Annotated in this window: 14 protein-coding genes and 12 pseudogenes; 12 read left to right on the top strand and 14 right to left on the bottom strand. The window is 67.7% G+C overall.

Features of this window, described 5'->3' with window-relative positions; translation table 11 throughout:
• The first annotated feature begins 149 nt into the window (after positions 1–149).
• Positions 150–632, top strand: a complete 483-nt coding sequence (locus IEJ02_RS26790; protein ID WP_191067205.1) for a conjugal transfer protein — start codon at positions 150–152, stop codon at positions 630–632.
• Between the two features lie 25 nt (positions 633–657).
• On the opposite strand, the gene IEJ02_RS26785 is transcribed toward IEJ02_RS26790, so the two are convergent.
• The 3 genes from IEJ02_RS26785 to IEJ02_RS26775 form a co-directional block, all read right to left on the bottom strand.
• Positions 658–2,040 (bottom strand): class-II fumarase/aspartase family protein, encoded by a 1,383-nt coding sequence (locus IEJ02_RS26785; protein ID WP_191067204.1) that lies wholly within the window; start codon positions 2,038–2,040, stop codon positions 658–660.
• Positions 2,037–3,560 (bottom strand): NAD-dependent succinate-semialdehyde dehydrogenase, encoded by a 1,524-nt coding sequence (locus tag IEJ02_RS26780; protein WP_191067203.1) that lies wholly within the window; start codon positions 3,558–3,560, stop codon positions 2,037–2,039. Before IEJ02_RS26780 ends, IEJ02_RS26785 begins: the two co-directional genes overlap by 4 nt.
• 106 nt (positions 3,561–3,666) lie before the next feature.
• A complete protein-coding gene (locus tag IEJ02_RS26775; protein WP_191067202.1) occupies positions 3,667–4,365 on the bottom strand; it encodes a type 1 glutamine amidotransferase domain-containing protein in 699 nt (232 codons plus the stop codon).
• 256 nt (positions 4,366–4,621) lie between these two features.
• Between IEJ02_RS26775 and IEJ02_RS26770 the strand changes: the two genes are divergently transcribed.
• Positions 4,622–5,494, top strand: a complete 873-nt coding sequence (locus tag IEJ02_RS26770) for a helix-turn-helix transcriptional regulator (protein WP_191067201.1) — start codon at positions 4,622–4,624, stop codon at positions 5,492–5,494.
• Positions 5,495–5,512: 18 nt separating this feature from the next.
• Here the strand turns inward: IEJ02_RS26770 and IEJ02_RS51425 are convergent.
• The 4 genes and pseudogenes from IEJ02_RS51425 to IEJ02_RS26750 all read right to left on the bottom strand — a co-directional run bounded on the left by IEJ02_RS51425 (position 5,513) and on the right by IEJ02_RS26750 (position 8,132).
• Positions 5,513–6,307: pseudogene (locus IEJ02_RS51425) on the bottom strand (IS701 family transposase).
• 9 nt (positions 6,308–6,316) lie between these two features.
• A pseudogene (locus tag IEJ02_RS26760) lies at positions 6,317–6,444 on the bottom strand (IS701 family transposase); the annotation flags it as partial.
• 35 nt (positions 6,445–6,479) lie between these two features.
• A complete protein-coding gene (locus IEJ02_RS26755) occupies positions 6,480–6,953 on the bottom strand; it encodes a GNAT family N-acetyltransferase (protein WP_191067200.1) in 474 nt (157 codons plus the stop codon).
• Positions 6,954–7,127: 174 nt separating this feature from the next.
• Complete coding sequence (locus tag IEJ02_RS26750) at positions 7,128–8,132, bottom strand: winged helix-turn-helix domain-containing protein (protein WP_191067199.1); 1,005 nt, start codon at positions 8,130–8,132, stop codon at positions 7,128–7,130.
• A gap of 186 nt (positions 8,133–8,318) precedes the next feature.
• Here IEJ02_RS26750 and IEJ02_RS26745 point away from each other — a divergent pair, with 186 nt between their 5' ends.
• The 4 genes and pseudogenes from IEJ02_RS26745 to IEJ02_RS26735 all read left to right on the top strand — a co-directional run bounded on the left by IEJ02_RS26745 (position 8,319) and on the right by IEJ02_RS26735 (position 10,972).
• Positions 8,319–8,939 (top strand): hypothetical protein, encoded by a 621-nt coding sequence (locus IEJ02_RS26745; RefSeq protein WP_275563033.1) that lies wholly within the window; start codon positions 8,319–8,321, stop codon positions 8,937–8,939.
• Between the two features lie 173 nt (positions 8,940–9,112).
• Positions 9,113–9,408, top strand: a pseudogene (locus IEJ02_RS51420) (transposase); the annotation flags it as partial.
• Between the two features lie 600 nt (positions 9,409–10,008).
• A pseudogene (locus IEJ02_RS26740) lies at positions 10,009–10,182 on the top strand (IS5/IS1182 family transposase); the annotation flags it as partial.
• A 236-nt stretch (positions 10,183–10,418) separates the two neighbouring features.
• Positions 10,419–10,972: pseudogene (locus IEJ02_RS26735) on the top strand (SDR family oxidoreductase).
• Positions 10,973–10,985: 13 nt separating this feature from the next.
• On the opposite strand, the pseudogene IEJ02_RS26730 reads toward IEJ02_RS26735, so the two are convergent.
• Positions 10,986–11,143, bottom strand: a pseudogene (locus IEJ02_RS26730) (transposase); the annotation flags it as partial.
• Positions 11,144–11,236: 93 nt separating this feature from the next.
• On the opposite strand from IEJ02_RS26730, the pseudogene IEJ02_RS26725 reads away from it, so the two are divergent.
• Together IEJ02_RS26725 and IEJ02_RS26720 are read left to right on the top strand one after the other, a co-directional pair.
• A pseudogene (locus IEJ02_RS26725) lies at positions 11,237–11,949 on the top strand (integrase core domain-containing protein).
• A gap of 5 nt (positions 11,950–11,954) precedes the next feature.
• Entirely contained in the window at positions 11,955–12,116 is a 162-nt protein-coding gene (locus tag IEJ02_RS26720; protein WP_191067198.1) for a hypothetical protein, read from the top strand.
• Between the two features lie 34 nt (positions 12,117–12,150).
• Here the strand turns inward: IEJ02_RS26720 and IEJ02_RS26715 are convergent, their stop codons facing one another.
• From IEJ02_RS26715 to IEJ02_RS26695, 4 genes and pseudogenes are all read right to left on the bottom strand, one after another.
• The gene (locus IEJ02_RS26715; RefSeq protein ID WP_191067197.1) at positions 12,151–14,265 is read right to left on the bottom strand and encodes an ATP-binding protein; all 2,115 of its coding nucleotides are present in this window, start codon (positions 14,263–14,265) and stop codon (positions 12,151–12,153) included.
• A gap of 233 nt (positions 14,266–14,498) precedes the next feature.
• A pseudogene (locus IEJ02_RS26710) lies at positions 14,499–15,606 on the bottom strand (transposase family protein).
• Positions 15,607–15,774: 168 nt separating this feature from the next.
• Positions 15,775–16,213: pseudogene (locus tag IEJ02_RS48860) on the bottom strand (transposase family protein); the annotation flags it as partial.
• 106 nt (positions 16,214–16,319) lie between these two features.
• Entirely contained in the window at positions 16,320–18,059 is a 1,740-nt protein-coding gene (locus IEJ02_RS26695) for an AIPR family protein (RefSeq protein WP_191067195.1), read from the bottom strand.
• A 332-nt stretch (positions 18,060–18,391) separates the two neighbouring features.
• Between IEJ02_RS26695 and IEJ02_RS26690 the strand changes: the two genes are divergently transcribed.
• From IEJ02_RS26690 to IEJ02_RS50830, 4 genes and pseudogenes are all read left to right on the top strand, one after another.
• On the top strand, positions 18,392–18,931 hold the full coding sequence (locus tag IEJ02_RS26690) for a hypothetical protein (protein WP_191067194.1): 540 nt from the start codon (positions 18,392–18,394) through the stop codon (positions 18,929–18,931).
• Positions 18,932–19,784: 853 nt separating this feature from the next.
• A complete protein-coding gene (locus tag IEJ02_RS50840) occupies positions 19,785–20,231 on the top strand; it encodes a hypothetical protein (protein WP_369075654.1) in 447 nt (148 codons plus the stop codon).
• Positions 20,232–20,233: 2 nt separating this feature from the next.
• Positions 20,234–20,695: a DUF4304 domain-containing protein gene (locus tag IEJ02_RS50835; protein WP_369075653.1), complete on the top strand. Its 462-nt coding sequence runs from the start codon at positions 20,234–20,236 to the stop codon at positions 20,693–20,695.
• Between the two features lie 207 nt (positions 20,696–20,902).
• Positions 20,903–21,004: pseudogene (locus tag IEJ02_RS50830) on the top strand (transposase); the annotation flags it as partial.
• A gap of 117 nt (positions 21,005–21,121) precedes the next feature.
• On the opposite strand, the pseudogene IEJ02_RS26675 reads toward IEJ02_RS50830, so the two are convergent.
• Together IEJ02_RS26675 and IEJ02_RS26670 are read right to left on the bottom strand one after the other, a co-directional pair.
• A pseudogene (locus tag IEJ02_RS26675) lies at positions 21,122–21,698 on the bottom strand (transposase); the annotation flags it as partial.
• A 20-nt stretch (positions 21,699–21,718) separates the two neighbouring features.
• A pseudogene (locus IEJ02_RS26670) lies at positions 21,719–22,509 on the bottom strand (integrase core domain-containing protein); the annotation flags it as partial.
• Positions 22,510–22,637: the final 128 nt, after the last annotated feature.

Genomic DNA, 22,637 nt, shown 5'->3' with positions numbered 1-22,637 from the left:
GATACTTGTTACCCGGCCAACAAGTATAGCTCTCATTGACGCGCTAATGCGCGTGCCATCGAGTTGGTGGGCGTGCCGGGTACGGTCGTGGGTCGTCACCTCGAGCGCCGAAGACCACCGGCTATGCGGCCACCGCTCTGCCCGCGCAGGTGGCGGCGCCCGCGTCGCTGACTGCCAGCAGCCTGGGCGCCGGCACCGACCGCGGAAGCAACGCAGGCGCCCCGGAGACGAGCGCGATCGCGAGCTTCCTGAACGCCTACCTGACCGGCAAGCGCGGGCTGGACTACTACACCTCGCCCGGCGTGACGCTGCGGCCGGTCACGCCGGCGCCCTACACCTCGGTGCGAATCACCGACATCGCCGACGACTCCGGAAACACCGGCAGCACCGCGGTCCCGGCCGACGGCACGGCGCGGCAGGCGCTGGTCCAGGTCACCGCCGCCGATTCCACAGGCACGACCTATCCGCTCACCTACGCGCGGGGCGGCCGCTGGGAGATCGCCGCCCTCGGCGAGGCCCCGGCGCTCCAGGCCGGCAGCACCCCCGCGGCGGTCGCGCCCCTCCCCGACTCCGACAGCACGGACAGCCTGGATGGCTCCTCCTCAGCTGCTCCGTCGCCGTCGGGCTCCTGACCCAGTCACGGAAAACAACTGCGCGCTATGCCGGTTCTGCTGTGCGCGCCGGTCCGGGACGGCCCGAGTGGGCGATGACGGACCGGGTCATGGCCCTCGCGCTGCCGAGGTAGGCGGCGGGGTCGCACAGCTGTCGTATCCGCTGTTCACCGAGGCTCGCGACGATGTCCCGGTTTTCCGACAGCGCATCGGCGAGGGGGGTCGAGTTCTCCGCGGCCCGGGCGCATACCGCGTAGACGAGGTGATGGGCGCGCTGCCGGCCGAGCCGAGGTGCGAGGGCCATCATGACGGCCTCGGCCAGGATGAGCCCTCCCGTCAGGTCGACGTTGGAGCGCATGCGCCCGGTGTCGACCCGCAGGCCGGTTACCGCGTGCACGGCCTGAGCGAGAGAAGAGGACAGGAGGAGGAACGCCTCGGGGACGACGGCCCATTCGATGTGCCAGGGCCCCGTGGCGCGCTCGAAGTCCTGTAGCGCCGCGTCCAGCATGGCCGAGGACTTGTCGCGCAGAAGCCTGGCAGCAGCGATCATCAACTCGCTGGAGATGGGGTTGCGTTTCTGAGGCATGGTGGAGCTCGCGCCCCGCCCGGGGGTGTAGGGCTCCGCCGCCTCCGCGAGCTCGGTCGAGCACATGAGGGCGATGTCTGTGCCGATCTTGCCGACGGACGCGCCGATGGCAGCCAGGAGTCCGACGATCGAGGTGAGGCCGTCGCGTGCGACATGCCAGGTGATCTCCGGGTTCCGCAGCCCCAGTTCCGCGGCGAGTTCGGCGCGTACGCGCAGAGCCTCGGGGCCGGGTCCGAGGGAGGCCAGGGTGCCGGCGGCGCCGCCGAACTGCACCATGAGGTCACGTCGGCACACCTCGGCAAGGCGTTCGGCGTGCCGGTCCAGCGCGGAGAGCCAGACCGCGGCACGGTAACCGAAGGTGATGGGCAGGGCGTGCTGGAGGTGGGTCCGTCCGGCGGCGACGGTGTCGATGTGTGTGGCGGCCAGCCGGCGCAGCCGTTCGCGGAGTTCGTCAAGTGCGGCGCCGATCAGCGACAGTCCGCGGGCGCACTGCACCATGGTCGCCGTGTCCATGATGTCCTGGGTGGTGGCGCCCCAGTGCAGGTACCCACCGTCGTCGCCGCACTGCTCGGAGAGCTGGGTGACGAGTGGAAGGATCGGGTACCCGACGTCGGCGGTCTCGCTACGCAGACGTTCACGGTCGAGCCGCTGTGGGTCGCAGGCCGTGGCGATGGCGTTCGCGGCGCTTCGGGGAATGACCCCGACGCGGGCCTGTGCCTGCGCCAGAGCCACCTCGACGCGGGTCACCGTCTCCAGGTACGTGTCATCGCTGAAGACGGTGCGCATCCGCGCTGTTCCGAACATGTCCCGGAACAGCGCGGAGTCGAAGACGGTGCTGCTCATCGGCTGTGCTCCGGCGGTCTCCGGTCCTCGATGACGCTGGTCGCCCGTGTGGTGGGCGTCATGTCGATGGCGAGGTATTTCTGCTCCAGGTACTCGTCGATGCCGGTGTTGCCGCCTTCCCGGCCGATGCCGGACTGCTTCATGCCGCCGAAGGGTGCGCTGGGATCGGAGACGTAGCCACGGTTGAGGCCGACCATGCCGGTCTCCAGCCGCTCGCTCATGCGCAGGGCCCGGTTCACGTCCTGGGTGTAGAGGTAGCCGACGAGGCCGAACTCGGTGTCGTTGGCCGCGCGGAGTGCCTCGTCGTCGGTGGTGAAGGTCTGAACCGCCGCGACGGGGCCGAAAATCTCCTCGCGGGTGATCCGCGCGCCGGCGGGGATGCCGGTGAGCACGGTGGGGGGATAGAAGTAACCGGGGCCGTCCGGCAGCACCGCTCCCGTCCGCACCCGGGCGCCGGCGGCGATCGTCTCGTCGACCAGGTCGGCGACACGGCGGCGCTGGCGTTCGTCGATCAATGGTCCGAGGTCGGTGGCCGGGTCGGTGCCCGGACCGAGGGTGAGCGCCTTCATACGTGCGGTCAGTCTCCGGGTGAACTCCTCGGCGACACCGGCGTGGACATGGAAGCGGTTGGCGGCGATGCACGCCTGTCCGATGTTGCGCAGCTTGGCGGTCATCGCGCCGTCGACCGCGGCATCGAGGTCGGCGTCCTCGCACACGAGGAACGGTGCGTTGCCGCCGAGCTCCATCGAGGTACGCAGCACGGTGCCGGCCGCCTGCGCGAGCAGGAGGCGCCCGACGGGGGTGGACCCGGTGAAGGACAGTTTGCGCAGTCTGCCGTCTCGGACAAGGAGTTCGGTGACCGCGGCGGCCTGAGTGGTGGGGACGACGTTGAGCACACCGTCGGGCAGGCCGGCCTCGGCGAGCACGCCGGCGAGCGCGGCCGTCGTGAGCGGTGTCTGCGGGGCGGGCTTGACGACCATGGTGCAGCCGGCTGCCACGGCCGGTCCGATCTTGCGGGCCGGCATCGCCAGCGGCGCGTTCCACGGCGTGATCAGCAGACAGGGGCCCACCGGCTGGCGGGTGACCAGGACGCGGGCGGTGCCGTCCTCGCTGACCTTCCAGGTGCCGTCGATCCGCACCGCTTCCTCACCGAACCAGCGCAGGTAGTCGGCGCCGTAGCGGACCTCCGCCCGGGACTCGGCCAGTGACTTGCCCATCTCCGCGGTGATCAGCAGCGCGAATTCCTCGATGCGCTCCAGCAGCAGGTCGTGGGCGCGGCGCAGGATCTCAGCCCGGCGGCGGGGAGGAACCGCTGCCCAGTCGGCCTGGGCCGCGTGTGCGGCGTCGAGGGCGGCTGCCCCGTCGGCGGGCGTGGCGTCGGCGACCTCGCACAGGGTCCGGCCCGTGGCCGGGTCGTACACCGCGTACGTGGCGCCCGCCGTCGCGGGCCGCCACCGGCCGGCGATGAGCAGCCCCTTCTCCACACGGCCGATGACGTCGTCCGGCGTGATTGTCTTCATGGAACTCTTCTTTCTGGGGTGTGCCGCATGGCTCGTTCACCGGTGGCGCACGAAGGGGGCCCCTCGTACGGAAGGAAGGGCCCGCCCTTCGTGCGCCGGGGGTGTGTCAGCGCAGCGCGGCGATCATGTCCTCGGCCAGCCTGGCGCTGGAGGCGGGGTTCTGGCCGGTGAAGAGGTTGCCGTCGATGATGTTGTGCTGCTGGTACGCCGCCCCTTCGACGAGGACACCACCCAGCTCCCGCAGACGGGAGGCCAGCAGCCACGGAGCGCCCTCGGCCGTGCCGAACATCTGCTCCTCCTCGTCGGTGAACGCCGTCATCCTGCGGCCGGAGAACAGCCAGTTGCCGCCCTCGTCCTTGGCGCTCAGCAGCGCGGCCGGACCGTGGCAGACCGCACCGATGGGCTTTCCGGCCTTGTCCGCCTTCACCAGCAGACGGCCCAGGTCGGCGTCCTGGAAGAGGTCGACGACCGGGCCGTGGCCACCTGGCAGCACCACCGCGACGTAGTCGTCGATGTCGATCTCGTCGAGCTTCAGCAGTGGGCCGAACTCCCGCAGCGCCTTCTGGGCGTGCGCCACGTAGTGACTGCATTCCTCCCCCGCAACCGCCGGGTCGGCGCTGTGCTCGTCCAGCGGCTGCAGCACTCCGCCCGGAGAAGCGAAGTCGACCGTGTAACCGGCCTTCACGAACTTCTCGTGTGGAGCGGCCAGTTCCTCCGCCCAGTAACCCGTCGGGTACTTCGATCCGTCGGTGCGCTCCCAGACGTCGGCAGCCGACATGACGATGAGAACCTTGCCTTTACTCATGAATGAGTTCCTTTTCCGTGTGGGGACGTTCGGAGCGAGCGACGGTTTGCTCCGGGCAAACCGTCGGCCAGGCATTACGCAATGGCGGCAGAGGACGAAGTGCGTTCTCTGTCACTCGCCCGGAGGACGTACATTCAGCATGGCCCGCCGCCGACCCTCGCAGACGCCCATAACAGGCCCTGCGCGACAGCGGACTCGGCAGACTAGGACTGAGAGGGCCACGCGGGAATCACCCGCGTCCGCGATACTGCTTTGCATGGGCAACAACAACCGCGAGCTGGGAAACTTCCTGCGGAAAGCACGCAGTCAAGTGGATCCCGAGCAGGCCGGTCTTCCGCCGGACAGCCGTACGCGGCGCGTTCCGGGCCTGCGCCGTGAAGAGGTCGCTCGTCTGGCCGGCATATCGACCGACTACTACGCCCGGCTCGAGCAAGGACGCCCGATCTCCCCTTCACCCGGTGTCGTGGACGCACTCTGCCGAGCCCTGGCCCTCGACGAGGCGGGGCGCACCTACCTGCACACCCTCGTCGGAGTGACGGCCGCGCCGTCACGGCGGCACAGCCGAAGCGTCCAAAGACTCCGCCCCGGTCTCCAGCAGTTCATCGACGCGCTCAACGGCGAACCGGTGCTGGTTCTCGGCCGCCGCAACGACGTCCTGGGGGCCAATCGGATGGCCAAGGCGCTGTTCACCGACTTCGACCAGTTGCCCCTCCGGCACCGCAACTACGCACGCTGGATGTTCCTCAGCGAGGAACCCCGGTCCTTGTTCGTCGACTGGGAGGACCAGGCACGGGCCGCGGTGGAAAGCCTGCGCCTGGAGGCGGGACGGGACCCGGACGATCAGGTCACGAACGATCTCGTCGCGGAACTGCGCGGAAAGAGCGCCGAATTCGATCACTGGTGGGAAAAGCATCGGGTCCACCAGCGCACCCACGGCTCCAAACGCCTCCACCACACCCTGGTCGGTGAGCTGACAGTGGAGTACGAGACGCTGATCCCGCCGGGAGACCCCGACACAACCGTCTACGTCTACACCGCGGAACCCGGCTCGTCGTCCAGACAGGCACTCGACCTCCTGGCCATGTGGACGCTCACCGGCACCGGAACACCCCACCCCGGCACAACCTAGTACTCCAGTTGTAGTTCGCTATTCTTGCTGGTCAGGGGTCTGTTTCTGAGTGTAGTGAACTGATGGGCCGTCATGTGGCGGAAGTTCGTGACCGGCGGTGCGTCGTTTGTAGTGGCAGAGCCTGGCGGTCGTCAGGTGTTGACGGCGCCATCTGGACCATCTCAGTGCCTGATCAATGTGGCGGTGGTGGCCCCCGTGCCCTGGGGCGGCAAGAAGGAAAGCGTGGGCCAGCATGGCGAGGTGATGTGCCGGTACCAGCTCGGGTAACGGCGGACTTCGTACTGGTCCAGGCCGCATTCGTTCTTCGCGCTCTGGAAACAGGCTTCGATGGCCCAGCGGCTTCCCGCAACCTCAACCAGCTCGCTGACGGAGGAGCCGGTGGGGGCATGAGAAACGGGACGGCAGCTCCCGGTCCACCAGCGTTCGGCCCCGGCGGGAAGCACCGGCAGCGAACACCGCGACCTGGCAGTTCTCGGTGCGTCCGGCAGTACCTGAGCACTGCCGTCGCACACCGGCCGAGGTATCACCTTTCTTCGAAAACCCTGTCTCGTCGATAACCAGGACACCGTCGGACTCGCCAAGCCGCTCGGCCACGTACGCCTGCACATCATCGCGGACCGCGTCCGCGTCCCACAGCGCACGGTTGAGAAGGTTCTGGAACCCATGAGGCGCGCTGTGACCCGCGCACTCGGCGAGCTGCCAGCTGTTCTTCCGTCCCACTGGCCCAAGCAGTGCCCGCACACAGTCCCGCATCCGCCGGCGAAGATCAGCCCGGCCGAACCGGTGGCCGACCCGCAGCAGCACCTCGTCCAGCTCTCCCGGGTCTCCCCGGCCCACTCGGCGATGGTCCAGCAGTTCTTGCGCGGCAGGTCCGACGGGAGCCCGAGCACCAATCGCCGAACCCGGCGTCGGGGCTCGACCCGCTTGAACCGGCCGGCGATCCGGCCCATCAGGCATTCGAACGCCTCTCGCCATTGAGCAGGGTCTAGGCTGTGACCTGCGGCCCGCCGAGGCCGGCCGGGTCTGCCGGGCCGACCGGGACGAACCCGGCCTTGGTCAGTATCTTCTGGGACGCGGCATTGGCGCGGGCGGTGGCTGCCCACAGTGTGCGCAGCCCGTGCCGCGCCGCCGTCAGCCGGCACAACTCCCGGACAGTCGCGGTCGCCACGCCGCGGCCGGCGATGTGCTGCGCGACCCGGTAGCCGAGGTTGGCAGTGCCGTCCTCGAAGTCGTACAGGCTGAACCGGCCCAGAACCGAGCCATCCTCGGCGACCAGCACGTAGAAGGCGCGGATGCCAGCCTCTTGCCCAGCCAGCAAGGCACTGTGCCGGTCGGTGAACTGGTCGTAGAACTCGTCGCCCCGGTCGGAGACCGAGGCAGCGAAGTAGACACGGTTCGCCAGCTCGAAGGCCAGGACCGCCGGGGCATGGCCAGCATGCAACTGCTTCAGCTCGGGCACTGCCCAGCCCTACCCAGATGGCGCGCTGAGACCACCTGAGTTATCGCCAGCGGCGACAGCCACAAGACCAGGACACACAACGATCTACGGGCTGGAGTACTAGCCGTATTGACCCGGAGCGTTGGCCACGCGCCTGATGGGTGGCTCGCCGCCGAGTGCGGTGTGGCTGATCCGTCAGCCGGTACCGGAGTCCAGCAATGCGAGGCCCGTGGAAGTGGGGCTGTGCAGCGCCATGTTCTTGAGCCGTATGGTGTCGATCAGTCCGGCGGTGCGAAGAACGGTGGCGTGTTCGCTGGCACTCGCCGGAGCGACACCGACCGTGATGGCCAATTCTCTCGTGGTGCACCCCGGCCGCTCGGCGATGGCGACGAGCACGGCGGCTCTGGTGCGGCCCAGTAACGTGGCCAGGGATGCTGCCGGGTTGTGGGATGTCCTGGCGTGAGGTGTGGCAGTTGGCAGGAATGGGCGCTGGTCGCTGTTGGCCGGATAGGTCAGCGTGGGTTGCGGCTTGGCGTCGGGATTGATCACCGGGGCCTCGCAGCCGAACACCGAGGGGACCAGCAGCAGCCCCCGGCCCTCCAGGCGCAGATCCGCGTCGAGCCCCGAGGCCATCGCGATGTGCAGTACCGGTGCCTCCCAGCGGACGCGCTGCGGGTTGAGGCCGGCGAACAGGCGCGCGATGCCACCCTCGAGCACGTCGCGCATGCGTTCGGCGCGTTCGACGGCGACACACTCGACGATGTGCGGCCAGTAGGAGCCCACCAGTTGCGCGTAGACGTGCTCCCACGTGTCCCAAAGTTGCTCCAGGAGCTCCTTGTCGTCGCCGAGCCGGCGCGCCCACGCCGGGAGTGCGCGGTGCTCGGCGATGCGGGCCAGGTCCCGCTGCACCTGTGATGACGGCGTGGAGCGCACCTGTTGGAGGAACTCTTCCGGACTGTCGGTCTGCGTCGCCCCCAGGAAATCCGGAGACGCGCCCATCGGGCGGATGAGGTCGAGAACCATGCGCGCCTGTGGTCTCAGGCGCCGGAGCGCCTGCTGCCGCCACGCGCCGAAGCGCACGGGATGGCTGCGCTCCTGCACCATGCGTACGGCGATGTCCAGTTCGACGGACGGCAGCGGAGCTGCAGCCACCCGGGTCCGCGCCAGGTCCTCAGCCGTGAAGTGAATGCGATAGACCACGATCCCCCCGCATGCTCGGCAGCCTGACGAGAGCCTTCCGGATGTGTCCTTATTCGGGCCAGACCGAATCAGGTCGAGGCACCCCCTGCCGGACACCGAGAGTGGGTTGAGCGCGAGGTGCCGGAGGTCACGGCGCACTCGCGTGTCGGACAGCCCGATGACCGATCCATCGAAAGGATCACATACGTGAAGCGCATCGATTCGGCCGCGTCGGCTCGCCGAAAGCACCGCACCAGCAGGGGACGGCTCATCGCCGCACTGACCGGTGCCTTCCTCGCGCTCGCCGCAGGGACCGCCGGTGCGGCCGGCGCCGCTCCCGCCCACCCGGACTTCACCGCGCAGGCCGTAGCCGCCCACCTCACCAGGACCCAGGCCACCACCCTGCAGGCGGAAGTCGACCGATACCTCACGGCGACGGGCGGGACGCAGGTGTCCCCCAACATGATCGACCTCAACGGTCGGGGCAAGGTGTACGTCGCCATCCCTGGGGAGGCTCACCCCCGCTCCTTCCCCTCCGCCTCCGGTAGTCAGGCCGCTGCGGCCCCCTGCGCGGGAGGGGGAGCGGACTACCGCCACTTCTGCGCCTACAGCGGCACCTACTGGACCGGCAGCTACATCGACATGTACTCGTGCGGCACCTACACCATCCCGTGGACCGGTGCGGGCTCGTGGGACAACAACCAGACCACCGGCACCCGCGCACGGATGTACAAGCCCGACGGCACTCTCCTCTACACCACCCCGCCGGCGCACAGCTATGACGCCAACGGTGACTGGACGCACGTCCACACTGTCCGCAACTGCTGACTCCAGACCATCCACCTGACGGGGGAGCGCGGCCGGCTGCTCAGTGCGGCCGGCCGCGCGATGGTGGGTGGCAGCCGCAATGGCGGGCCGAACCGGCCCAAGTGGGCCGTCACGTGGCGGAAGTTCGTGACCGGCGACCCTCGATCGCTGTTGTTCTGATCGTGCAAGATGATGTGTGCCCTGATGTGTGGGCGGGAGAGCTGGACGAGGTGCTGCTGCGGGTCGGGCACCGGTTCGGCCGGGCTGATCTTCGCCGGCGGATGCGGGACTATGTGCGGGCACTGCTTGGGCCAGTGGGACGGAAGAACAGCTGGCAGCTCGCCGAGCCGAGTACGCGGGTCACAGCGCGCCTCATGGGTTCCAGAACCTTCTCAACCGTGCGCTGTGGGACGCGAACGCGGTCCGCGATGATGTGCAGGCGTACGTGGCCGAGCGGCTTGGCGAGTCCGACGGTGTCCTGGTTATCGACGTGCCTCTGTGGTGCCTGTCGATGCGGCGGCCTCTATAAGCGCTGGGACGCGGCGCCCTGCTTCCTGTCGTTTAAAGCCGTGGCGGGGAGCGGTACGACGTGGTGCTGACGGCCGTCCATGTTCTGAGAAATGATATGGACGGTGTGGAAGCATTCGTCGCGTGAACCACGCAATGCATATGCCTGGAATGCCGGGCTTGGTGAAAGTGTTTTGCAGGGAAGCAACTGTCAGGGAGACGCGCAGGTCACGGAGTCTGCTTCCCGCACCCGCGGGGATGGTCCCAGCCCGGTACCGATCGTCAGCAGCGTGCCGGACTGCTTCCCGCACCCGCGGGGATGGCCCCCGGGTGAGGGGGAAGTTGCGGGGGGCCGGTGCCCTGCTCCCCGCACCCAGACGTGTGGCACCCCTGACGCAGCAAGGGACTCGCCGGGTCCTCACCGCTCGTCCACTACGCGAAGACGCATGCGCCTTCGGCCCTGAGGGGACGGTTTCAGAAGGCGAGCGTCACGTGGTCCCGAGCACGTGGCAGATGGCGGTGAGAACCCGTCTTTGAACCTCAGAGGTCGTTTCCTTTGGTGTGATCGTTCGTTGAGCCGTGCATGACCGATCTGATTGAGCGGTTGGGGCCGGATGAGTTATGGACGCTGTTCCGGCGGGTGGTTCCGCCGACGGAGGTGATACGTCCGCAGGGCGGCGGCCGACGGCGGTCGGGTGACCGTGAATGCCTGGCGGCGATCATCTTCGTGGCCACCTCAACAAGAGTCCCCCCGGGTGCCCGGTACAAACGGCCCGGTTCGCCCCCGAGGGATCGACCACCGCTGGCCGTGTGGGGCCCGATGCCGCGGGTACCGCGAACACCGTGCGGGCACGTGTCGGCCCGGGGAAGCCGGCACAGGCATTCCGCAGAGCGTGCGGGTGGTGCCGGTCCGGCCGGGCGGTGCTCGACAGCCGGCGCGCCGAGGTGCCGCCCGCCGCCCACCACATCTGCTGATACGGAGGAGAACCGACGATGACAGAAACACCAGAGGCGGCCCCGCCGGGACTCGTCGTCGTCACCGGCGGCAGCCGAGGCATCGGCGCCGCCGTGTGCCGCACCCTCGCCGCGTTCGGGCACCCGGTCGCCGTGAACTACGCCGGCAATGCGCAGGCGGCCGAGGCGGTCGTGGATTCCATCACCGCCGTCGGCGGACGCGCTCGGGCCATCGCTGCGGACGTCGCCGACGCGGGGCAGGTCGATGCGCTGTTCAGGACGGCGGAGGCCGAACTGGGCCCGCTGGCCGGGCTCGTCAACAACGCGGGCGTCTTCGGCGAGTCGAGGACGCTTGCGGAACAGGACGTACGCATGCTCGAGCGGCTGCTGGCCGTGAACGTGCTGGGCCCGCTCCTCCCGGCCTGGTCGACACCGACATGGCCCCGCCCGACCTGGCCGAACTCGCCGCGACCGGCGTACCGATGGGCCGCCCGGCCCAGCCTCAGGAAGTGGCCGAGGCGGTCGGCTGGCTGATGTCACCGGCGGCCTCCTACGTGACCGGCACGACAGTCACCGTGTCCGGCGGGCGGTAGGAGAAGGCCGTCGCGGGAAGTCGTGCGGGAGGAGCGCCACTGGGCGCCGGTGCGGGCCACGTACAGGATCGCGTTCATGATCTCGCGCAGGTCATGCTCGGGTGGCCGGCCGAAGTCCAGGGCCCTGCCGCGACGCTCGAAGCGCCAGGCGGACAGCACCGGCTCGATCAACGAACCCGGTGGCCGACCAGGGCCGGGACGGGATGTGCGTCGGCCTGGGCCGGTTCGCCCTGCGGCCCGCGGTGGAGGCGGCCCGTAAGAAGGGTGGCAACAAGCCCGTCCGCACTACGGCTGCTGCCGCTGAGCGACCGGGACAGGGACGTGGAGATCCTGGCGCTGCGGCACCAACTCGCCGTGCTGGAGCGGCAGCTCGGCGGAGTCCGCCCCCGGTCCGCGCCCGAGGACCGCACTTTCCTCGCTGCCTTGCTCCATCGCCTTCCCAAGCAGCGCCTCCGTCGGCTTCGACTGCTGGTGACGCCGGACGCCGGACGCCGGACGCCGGACGCCGGACGCCGGGCGCGACCGCGCACCCGACTGCGGCATGGGTTGCCCAGGCGGCGCGCAATCTGGTCATGGACCTGGAGGACGCCAGGTGCCGGGCACGGTTCCTGATCCGCGATCGGGACGGGAAGTACCCGCAGGTGTTCGACGCTATCCTCGCCGAGGCCGGGATCCAGACCGTGCTCACCGGCGTCATGATGCCGCGGATGAACGCGGTGATGGAACGCTGGGCAGCGACCTGCCGACGCGAACTCCTCGACCGGACGCTGATCTGGAACCAGCGCCATCTCATCAACGTGCTAAGCGAGTTCGAGATTCATGACAACACCCATCGCCCGCACCGTGCTCTCGGCCAGGGCTCACCTCTGGGATCACGGCCCACGCCGATCAACGATCCGGACCGGATCGTCCAACTGGACGTACGCCGACGCGACCGACTCCGCGGAACCCTCCACGAGTACCGACATGCAGCCTGACTAGCGTGGACATGCTTTCCGGCACCCACCAGCGCCACTGCGGCCGCGCCCGCCACGTCGGGGTCCTCGGTCAGCCAGCGGTGGAGGTCGTGTACGCCGGGGCAGCCCTCGGCGGTCGTGACTCGGACGCTCAACCGCACGGCACCTACCCCGATGTGATCCTGTGATGGGCGCCGATCGTAGCGCTCTTGCCGGGGTTTACTAAGGAGTTGGCGCTGTGCTCGATGGGCTCGCCGTGGAAGTGGCGGACACCGTGCCGTACACGCTCAGCGTCATGGACAGCCTGCCCCAGTCGTCGCGCATGATGACGTGTGCTTGGTACTGGGTACCCGGCTCAGCCGACTGAGGGGGATGGAAGAGGACGGTGTACCGGCAGGGGGCAGAGACCCGGATCTCCTGACCGGGATGGGCCGTCTTGGGGCAGGAGGTGGGAGTCACACCGAATGCGACGTGGCCGGGATCCGCCTTGTCGACGGTCAGGGTCCGTTCGTCGTCGCACTGCATGAAGTCCTGCCATGCGTAGTCGTCTGTGGCTTCGCCGCCTGCGGGCGCGCCCAAGGTGAGAGTGCCCAGTGAATCGAGCGGACAGCTGACGGGGCCCTGGCCGGGGTCCGTGGGCGGCGATGAGGCGATCCGGGTGGGCGACGGGGGTGTCGTGGCCTTGGTCGGGGGGTGGGGGGAGGTACGGCTCGGCGACGGGGGCCGGGTGGGGGTCCGGGGCGCGGTGGAGATCGGGCCCGGGGGCCGGGTGCCGGTCGCGGCCAGGGAGGTGACCTGCCCGCTGGGGGTCGGCCTCGCCCGCGGCTGACCGTCGCCCGCGGTGGCGAGCCCGGCGAAGACCCCGCCGACCGCCAAGGCGGCTACCGCCGCGGTGATCGCCGCCGGATGGGAGGCGGCAGCGGCGAACCCCGTCTTTCCGGCCGCCGCGCCGCCGTGGCCCGCGGTGCCCGCTATATGGCCGATCACTCCCCCGGCGGCCAGCGCCCCGCCGGCCGTCGCCAGAGCCACCACGCCCAGCGCCCGCTTGCGCACCTCCTCCTCCTGGCGGAAGTACGCCTCGTCCGCGGCCGAGCCCTGTGCGCGGGCCGCGGCCGCGCCCAGGCCGAGGACCTGGTGCCAGGCGCCCCAGCGCAGGGAGCGGGCCAGGGCGGGGGCCGTCGTACGGGCCAGGGCGCAGACGGCCGCATGGTCGCGGGCGCGTGCCGCAGCCGCGAGGACGTGGCAGACGACGGGGGCCTCGGCGGCGATGTCATGACGGGTGGCCGTTGTCGCGGCCGCCCAGGCTGTCAGGGCGGGCGCCAGCTTCGCCGCGTCCCGGGCCGGGCCGGTGCGCTCGGCGACCAGGTGGGCGACGCGGCCGGTGGTGCGGTAGCCCGTGCCGGAGGAGCCGATGAGGGCCAGCGAGGTCAGCTCCGTGATCGCGGCCGTGTCCACGCTCCCCGCCAGGATCGGCAGCAGCTTCGCGGACAGCGGCAGCGGGGACAGCGCGTCCAGCAGACGCAGGAGTACGGACGCGGCGTCGCTGAGCCCGTTCGCGAGCCCCGTCACCCGCGCGTCCTCGTCCACCTCGAAGGTCGTGTCCGCCGCCGCCTGCACCAGCGTCAGCGGATGGCCCCGGACGGCCGTGACCAGCCGTCTGGCCGCCTCGTACTCCTCGTCGCGCAGTGGCCGCCGTAACTCTTCCCCCAGCAGCGCGAGCGCGGGCTCCTCCTGGAGGCCCTCAAGGCGAAGCGCCCGCCCCTCGTCCCAGGTGTGGCGCTCGGCGGTGGCCAGCAGCACATCGCATCCGGGCGCGGCGTCCATCAGCTCGGCCAGCTCGGCGGTCGAGCCCTGGAAGTCGTCGATGACCAGCAGCGCCCGCACCGAGCCCATCAGGCGGCGCACCCTGGCCGGCTCCGGCTTGTAGTCCTCCGCCTCGTAGCAGGCGTGGAAGAGCTCCTGGACGAGGTCCTCGGCCGGCACACCCGCCGCCGGGAGATACACCACGTCTTGGCCGCTCGTCGCGGCGTTGGCGGCGTAACGGCGCAGTAGTACGGACTTCCCGGTCCCGGGTGGGCCGTAGACCTGCACCGGGTAGCCCTGCCCCAGCCACCGCCCCAGTGCGGCCAGCTCACGATCGCGCCCCAGTAGCCGGGGCGCGCGGTCGGGCAGTGCGCGGCCCGAGGGACGGGTGCGCCGCCGCGTGGGCGGCGGGCCCTCGCTCCGTACGCTGACGGACGAGCCCAGCGCGGCGTTGATGACGACGTTATGGTCGCCGACGACGACCTGGCTGCCCTCAACATCACCGTGGACATGGATGCCGTGCGTACCGGCCATAGGGCTGCCCTCCCCCGTAGCGCCCACCCAGGGAGGAAGTTATAGCAGCCAAATAGGCTATCCAGACCTTAACGTTCATTATTGCCCGAAATTGTCCGACGGGTTTCGCTCACCGCCGGCCGGGACCCGGACCCTTCCCCCCTGCTCGTCGCATGCCCCTGGCCGGGGCCCTCATCAGCCCTGGAGGGCTCGCAACCCGACATTGCCCTTGCCGGAAACCTCATCCGTGCAGGTCAAGCCGCATTCCGGTACTCGTGGAGGATGCCGCCGATGCGATCGCGCCGACGTATGTTGAGGCGGGCTAATGTGTCCGGGTCGTCGATCGGCGGGGGCAGGGGCTGTAGCGGTCTGGCGTTCGCGATGCCCTGGTGTGGTCGGTGTCCGTTGGAGAACTGCTCGAACTCGCGCAGGGTGTAGAGGAGGTGTCGCTGGTTCCAGATCAACGTCGCTGGTTCCAGATCAACGTCCAGGAGCTCGCGGCGACAGGTCTGTATCCACCTTTCAATGATCGAGTTCATCCTGGCATCTGGATGCCGCTGAGGACGACGTCGATCCCCGCGGCGTTGAGGTCGGCATCGAAGAGGGCGGGGAACTTCCGGTCTCTGTCCCGGATCATGAACCGTGCCCGGCAGCCGAGGTCTTCGAGGTCCATGACGAGGTTCTTCGCCGCTTGCGCTACCCAGGCTGCGCTCGGATGCGCGGTGGCGCCCAGGAACCGGATCCGGCGACTGCCGTGTTCGATCACCACGAGCACGTACATCCGTACCCCCGACGGAGTGACTGTTTCCAGGAAGTCGCAGGCCAGCAGGGCATCAGCCTGAGAGCGAAGAAAGGTGGCCCAGGTACTGGAGTTCCGCTCGGGCGCTGGGTCGATGCCAGCCTCCTTCAAGATCTCCCAGACGGTGGACGCGCCCACCTTCACCCCCAGTACAAGCGGCTCGCCGTGCAGACGCCTGTACCCCCAGCTCGGGTTCTCCTTCGCCAGCCGCAGCACCAAGACGCGGATCGAGCGCACCGTGCGCGGCCGTCCCGGACGCTTGGCCGGCAGGGGCGGCATGGCGGCGCGCGATGAGGGTGCGGTGCCAACGCAGTACCGTGTCAGGGCGTACGAGCAGCCGTAACTGTCGCAGGACGTGCAGTGGCAGCCGGTGCAGCAGCGCCGCCAGGTACGCTCGATCGCTCGGCGTGAACCGGATCTTCCTTGCCGAGTTGGCGTTCCAGCACGGTGATCTGGTGGCGTAGGGCGAGGATCTCAGCGTCCTTGTCCCGGTCTGTCATCGGCAGCAGGCGAAGCATCGCGAACGCGTTCGTCACACCCAGGTAAGCCAGTCGCAGCGGCACGATCGATCATCATGAGACGCTGACGGCAACTGCGCGAGAGCGCCAACTCAAGCGACCGCGGCCAGATTTCGGGAAGCCCGATGCACCGGCTCCCACCAGGACGGATGACGTTTCCGGCAAGGGCACAGTCGAAAAGGCCCAGTACCGCTCGACAGCGACGTCTCAATCCGCAAACCAGGCGGTGGCGCGGTAAGGAAGTCGGCGCAGGTGGCGGCGGTTTCGCCGGGCAGGTTATCGGTGTAAGCCGGGTAGGAGTGGTCGCCCAGAGCGGTGTGCAGGTAGGCGCAATCAGTGCCGGTGCGGCTCTTACGGCCGACTGCTTGGTCCGGAGTATTGTGGCCGCCGCTGTCGGGGATACGGTCGGCTTTCTTGACGTCGATGACCAGCTCGCCGGTGGCCCGCTCCAGGCGGCCAGGCGGCAAGCAGTGGCTTGGAGAAAGAGGTGTGCGAGGGGGCAACGGCGGTGCGGGTCGGCCAGCAGCGGGCCTATCTGGCGTTCGCGCCGCAGCGGCAGCACCTGTTCCTCTACGAGGGCGGATGCCCGGCGTGGTGTGTGGTGGGGGCGGCTGGAGCGGTTGTGTAGGACCGCTGCCCTGCGGTGGCGGCGTGTTTGAGGAATGCCATCCTCCGGTGGCTGTGTGATGCCTCAGCGCCCGTAATGGTACGTGCCGCAGGGACCGGATCGGGACCTGCAAGAGCTGTTCAAGAGCGAGCTATTTTTCGATGCGGTAGCGACCTTGTGTGATGACGGCCTGGCGGAGCTTGGTGGTGAAGTCGGTCATGCGTGCGATGCGGTCGACGCCGCCGGCTTTGCTGTGGCGCAGGGCGGTCTTGAAATTGTGCTCCAAAGTTCCCGCCATGCGGGTCATGAGTGCCTCGTTCAAGTGGCCCAGGTCGATGTTGAGCAGGTCGCGAGGGGATGGTTGACGCAGTCGGGTCAGAGTGTAGGACGACATTGAGGCCAAAGGGTAGAGCCAGTTCTCCAACGTCTCTCCCAGAAGGGGGCGGTCTTCGGCGTATTGGACGAGGAAGTCGCGAAGCCGAGTGTGGACGTCGAGACTGAGCCGATAGATGTCCAGGTCGTGTCGGGTGGAGAAGATCCGTGCGTAGTGCTGGTCGTCTAGTAACAGGGCATCTGAGTGCCGGAGTGCCATGTGTGGTTCCCGGAGGACGAAGGCGGTGAATTCCCGGGCCAAGCGGGCCATGCTTACCACGCGGTCGAGAGGGAAGCCGAGGTTGCGGTAGTAACTGGCGCGACGTTCATAGTAGTAGCCTCCGGCTTGGTGAAGGCTTTCCTCGATGTCTTTCTGGATGGACTCGGTGGCACGCAGCGCACCTGCGGGTAGTTGCGTCTGGCTGTTGGTGGCGCGGATGATGCGGTCGCGAGTAGTGCCGGACTCGGGTGCCACGACGATCTTTACCAGGAGTGATCGGTCGCGGTGCTGACCGCCGTTCTGAACGTAGCTGAAGATTTCGTGGCTGGTCTGCAGACCGTTGACGATCTGGGGCTCCCTGATCACGATTTTCTTGCCAGCAATCTGGGCGGCGTCGGCGACCACGGTGACGCCGTTGTTGAACCACCAGAAGTCCTCGCCAGTACCGGACTTGAGTGTCTCGCCGATCGCGTTGTTGACCGCGGTCGACCCCGCGTAGTCGCGCACGTTGGACTCGAACAGTTCGAGTCGCAGGGCTTCGTTGTCCGAAGTGATGAACCGGTAGTACTCGTCCAGGCGGGCCAGACACACGTAGCCCTCACCGAGGGAGGTGCTCATCGGCGTCTCAGTGAAAACGAGTTGGGCGACGGCCTTCGCGCCGCGTGCGGTGCGTTCACGGAGGTCTGCCGCGTTGAGATACTCAAGATCGGCGCTGGTGTCTGACGTGATCTTGGCAAGTTCCCTGCGGAGCCGGTCGCCCTTTGACTTGACGTTGGGGTGCGGGGATTCAGCTGCCTTGCTGGCGTAGATGACCTTGACGCGGACTTGGGGGAACGACGAGGCCAATTCCTCCAGCACGTGCAGGAATCGGCGAGTGCGGTCCAAGAGCTTGGCGTTGGTGTGGTCGATAAGATCGTCTTCCTCTCGCCCCATGTCCAGCAGGCTGGGGAGATGGAAGTGGAGTTTCTCGATCACCGTCTCCTGGTAACCCGAGGTGTTCTTCGCCTGCAGGATCACCAGGTCGATCTTGCCGACTCGTGACGGGAGGTACTGATGGGTGTCGGCGGTGATGTATCGCTCGTCGACGAACGTCCAGATACCGTCGATGCCGCAGTCGTGGGCGCCATCCACGATCCCGTCAGTGATCTCGTCGATGTCGAGGTCCCAGTCCTGCAGCGCTTTGTCGGCTGCGAAGAAGGTGAAGAAGTCGTCCCTGCTCTTGTCGGGTGCGAGCTTGCGGTGTTGGTCTTCCAGGATTCGGTCGAGCAGTCGCTGGTCGTTGTTCTGCGCTTGCGCCATGCAACACCCCACTGATGCGGAGGAACCCAGACAGAAGATGTTGGCAGGCGGTTGGCCTTTGTGGAAGCCCGGCGTACAGAGGCCAGTTGAAGCAGACAGCAGTTGACCACCTAGGCCAAGGCGGGGGAGGAGCCCAACAGAGAAACAAGGGCGCCACCAGTTGTGGCGGTCAGGCATGTGGCGGTATCCATCCCGCATGACGAGCGGGGTATCGAGCAGGGCTGGCGTCCGCTGCCTTCCGATGCCCACTTCGCCCGCCACGTGCGCGCTGAGGCACTCAGGCGCGGCATGGCCACCTCGCGTCGGCCGCGTTTCTCGCCTCCAGGGAAACGGTGGGGCGCCCGGCCGGGGAGCGCCTGACCGATGCCTCGACCGAGAGGCAGCTGACCTCGCTGCGTATGCGCTTCGGACAGCTCCGCAGCCTTTCGGCGTCCTACAGCACCCGCGCCGACGATCCCGTGAGCCTGATGATGGCCGGGCGGCCGGCCGAGGCGGAGCAGCTCCTGACGGAGCGTCCCGCCGACGCGGGTGACGCCCTCGCCTGGATCCTCCTGGGTAACGGAGCACTGTGCCAAGGGCATTTGGAGACTGCCGATAGGGCCGCACGGAAGGAGGTGCGACTGGCACCCGAGCTGGGTGAGAGCCGGCACGCGCTCGCCAAGGCGGAACTTGCCCGGAACCGTCCCGCCGACGCGCTCGCCGCAGCGGTCCGCGCCGCGGAACGGGCTCCGTCTTTCGTGCGGGCACACTGGGTGAAACTCGTCTGCGCCCGTGTGGTGGGCGACACCGGCAGAGCAGCAGAGGCCGAAGCGCACCTTCGCCACCTGGGCGTTACACCGGATGGTGCTGGATCGAAGGGCCCTGATCACTGATCATGCGGCCTCACGAGACCAACATGCGCCGCTCGAGAAGTTATCGCTGCACTTCAGACAGCACACAGGTACTCGTTGAGCATCCTCCGTCTCGCGCGCACCATGCGACCGCCCAGCCGCCGCGGTGTGGCTGACCTGGACTTTCCCCTTGAGTGGCGAGTGCGGCGTGGGCCAGTCGGCGTGTGCGCGGGCAGGGTGAATGTGACTGCCAGAATAGTGTGCCAAGCGCTCAGCCGATCGAGATGGCAGGACGGTCCTCAGGCGCGGCGCCGAGAACATGCTGGCCACGCGCGAATAGACCAGTCGCGCGGCGGACCGCCACGCCGCAGCGCTCACCAGTTCCGCCTGTGCTCCTACATGATCAAACACGTCGCCCGCCCGAAGAGATGTGGTGGCCAGCCGAAGGCTTCCCGCGTGGGTGCTGGGTAGCTTGAAATCGCTCCCAGGCGCCATGAGGCACACGGATCACTCTTGACGCTGTGCCTTTATGTTGGATCTACTTCGCCGCACATATGAAGATTCTGTGACTCCGGGGTGGGGACTGTGGGGTTGAGGTGGAGTCGTCGCGTGCGCGGCGGTGGGATGAGTGCGGCGCGTCGCGCCGTCGCGGGGGCGTCTGCCGCGGCGATCGTCGCCGTATCACTGGTCTTGTTACCGGTTGCACCTGCGGGTGCGTTACCCGGGGCGCAGGCGATGAGTGCGTCGGAGCGAGCAGCTGCGTCGGGCGAGCCCGTGGAGGTGACTGCCCAGCGAGCCGAGTACTCGCAGACGTTCGCAAACCCGGATGGGACGTTCACGCTGGAGCAGTCCTCGGTCCCGCAGCGAGTGAGAGCGGACGACGGATCATGGCGTGATGTCGACACCACGCTGGAGCGCCGCTCTGGCGGCAGTGTCGGGCCCAGGAGCGTGGTGGTCGACCTGGCGTTCTCCGGGGGTGGTGACGCCGAGCTCCTGCGTCTGGGAACGGCTGGTAAGACGATTCGCCTTTCATGGCCTGGGCAACTTCCGGCGCCGAGGCTGGACGGGTCCACTGCCACGTATCCGGATGTGCTGGACGGAGACTCACAAGAATTACCGAACCGCACTGGGGGACGGATACGACTATGAAGTGACGCTCCCAAGCGGGCGCAGGCCCGACGCGATCGACTGGGAGAACCGGGTGGTTCGCGAACTCAAATCCGACTCTCCTAGTAGCATGGCGACCGGACGTCGGCAATTGAAGGGCTACGTTGAAGAACTTGAGGAGATGACTGGCCAGTCTTGGACCGGGCATCTGGACATCTATAAGAGGTTCGATTGACCGTGCAGAGTACAGTAGTCCGAGTCATCGGTGAAGCGGTCAAACCGCTAGGATTCCAACGACATGGCCACAGTTGGTATCGAGTCACATTGAATCTGTATGCGGTGATCAGTGTCCAAAAGTCCAGGTGGGATGAGTCCTGCTACGTAAACATCGCCTTCTCACCCGCCAGTCAAGCCGAGAATTCGTGGCTGCCTGAATCAAAGTGTCAAGTTCGATTCAGGCTGGACTCTCTCAAATCCGTTACCTCCGAGGGGCTCTTCCTTCTGGGGGCGGATTCTGGGCGAGAGGTCTCTGAGGTTGAATTCCGATCTTCCATTGCGAGCAAGATCGGAACGCCTATCGCTCAATTCATGAGTGGAATTACCGGGCTGGGTGATTTGAAGGATGCCCTAGATTCTGCTGTGACCGAGAGAGTGTTCGTGCATCGGGAAATGCGCTCACTGCTGGACTCAGCTGATTAGCGTCCCTGATTAAGAGCTTGTCTCACGTGGTGTCAGGTTGATGCGGCATGATGTTGCGCTACGGGTGTTGGTCTGTCACAGCGGCTGGTTCCTGGCGAACTCTGGTCGCTCGTTGCGCCGTTGCTTCCTTCCTTCGCGTCCCGTCCGCAGGGTGGCGGAACGGCTCCGGTGGACGAGCGGGCCGTGTTCACGGCCGTGGTGTAGGTCCTGGCCAGTGGCTGTGCCTGGCGGCATTTGCCGGAGACGTTCGGCGTCTCGTCGGCCACCGCGCACCGCCGGTTCTCCGTGTGGACCGAGACCGGTCTGTGGCGGCGGCTGCACCAGGCCGTCCTGGACGAGCTCGGGACGCGAGGTGAGCTGGACTGGACCTCGGCCATCGTGGATGCGGCCTCGGTCCGTGCGAAAAAGGTGCCCCTAAGGTTTTCGTCAAGCGGTGGCCGGAGTGGGTGGCTGGTAGAAGGTCCCGTCTCGGAGCATGGCGAAGAGGACGTCGGTGCGGCGTCGAGCCAGGCAGACGATGGCTGCAACGTGGTGTTTCCCCTCGTGTCGTTTCCTGTCGTAGTAGGCACGTGAGTCCGGCTGGGACAGTGAGGCGAACGCGGCGAGGTAGAAGGCCCGCTTGAGCTGTTTATTGCCTCGTCGGGAGGGCTGTTCGCCACGGACGGAGGAGCCGGATCTGCGCGTTGCGGGTGCCAGGCCGGCGTAGGCGGCCAGGTGCCCTGCGGTGACGAAGCCGCAGCCGTCACCAACGTCGATAAGGATCCGGGCTGCGGTCCTGACCCCAATGCCGGGCATCGAGGTCAGGACCTGCGAAAGAGGGTGTGCCTCCAGCAGTTCCTCGATCCTTGCTGGCAAGGACTTTGCGCTGGTCAAGTACCGCGGAGAACGAGGCAGCCAGACTTGGGACGATCAGCGCGGAGGCCTCGGTGCCCGGAACGACGACAGTCTGTTCGCCGAGTGCGTCGAAGATGTCCGCAACGAGCCGTTCTGCCATTGCGGGTGCCGATACATCATCCGTGCAGTTCACGCCGCGTGCTGGTATTCGTGCAGGGTTCCGCTGAGTCGGTCTCGTCTGTGGACTGCCAGGTGGGCGAGTTGGGCTTGTTGGGTGATGGGCGTGGGTAGCGGGCGGCATGGGGCTGCCTGCTCCAGGGGCCTGTGCGGGCGGTGCTCGTTGTAGAAGGATTCGTACTCGCGCAGGGCGTGGAGAAGGTGGCTCTGGTTCCAGATCAGGGTCCGGTCCAGCAGCTCCCTGCGGCAGGTCTGTATCCAGCGCTCCACGAGCGGGTTCATCCGCGGTATCCGAATGCCGGTGGTGACGACCTTGAGACCGGCATCGGTCATGAGGGCGTCGAAGGCGGCTGTGAACTTCGAGTCGCGGTCGCGGATCAGGAACTGTGCCCTGCTGCCCGCGTCTTCGAGGTCCATGAGGAGGTTGCGTCCTAGCTGCACGATCCAGTCCCCGGTGGGGTGTGCCGTGACGTCGAGGACCCTGATACGACGGGTGGTGTGCTCGATGACGGCGAAGACGTACAGGCGCGCCCCCTTCAGCGTGCGGACTTCGAGAAGATCGCAGGCGAGTAGAGCCTTGGCCTGGCTGCGGAGAAAGTCGGCCCAGGTGGTGCTCTGCCGTTCGGGTGCGGGTGGGATGCCGTGCTGGCGGAGGATCTCCCAGACGGTGGAGGCGGCGACCTTGATCCCCAGCGCTGCGAGTTCGCCGTGGATCCGGCGATACGCCACGAGGCGTTCTCCCTGGCCAGGCGCAGGACCATGGCGCGGATTGACCGTAGGGTGCGCGGGCGTCCGCGTCGCCTAGTGCTCTGACCGGGAAGGTTCATCGGGTTGATCCGGCGGCGGGAGGGTGTACTCCCATCCGGGTTGCCAGTGCGCCGGGGCTTGGACGAGGTCTTCGAGGCGGGCGTCAGCAAGTAGGCAGTCCAGG

It is taken from the genome of Streptomyces sp. 5-10 (assembly GCF_014712245.1).
GTDB classification, from domain to species: Bacteria; Actinomycetota; Actinomycetes; order Streptomycetales; family Streptomycetaceae; genus Streptomyces; species Streptomyces violaceusniger.
The sequence above is the reverse complement of the archived record's forward strand: the minus strand, read 5'-3'. Positions and strand labels throughout refer to the sequence as shown.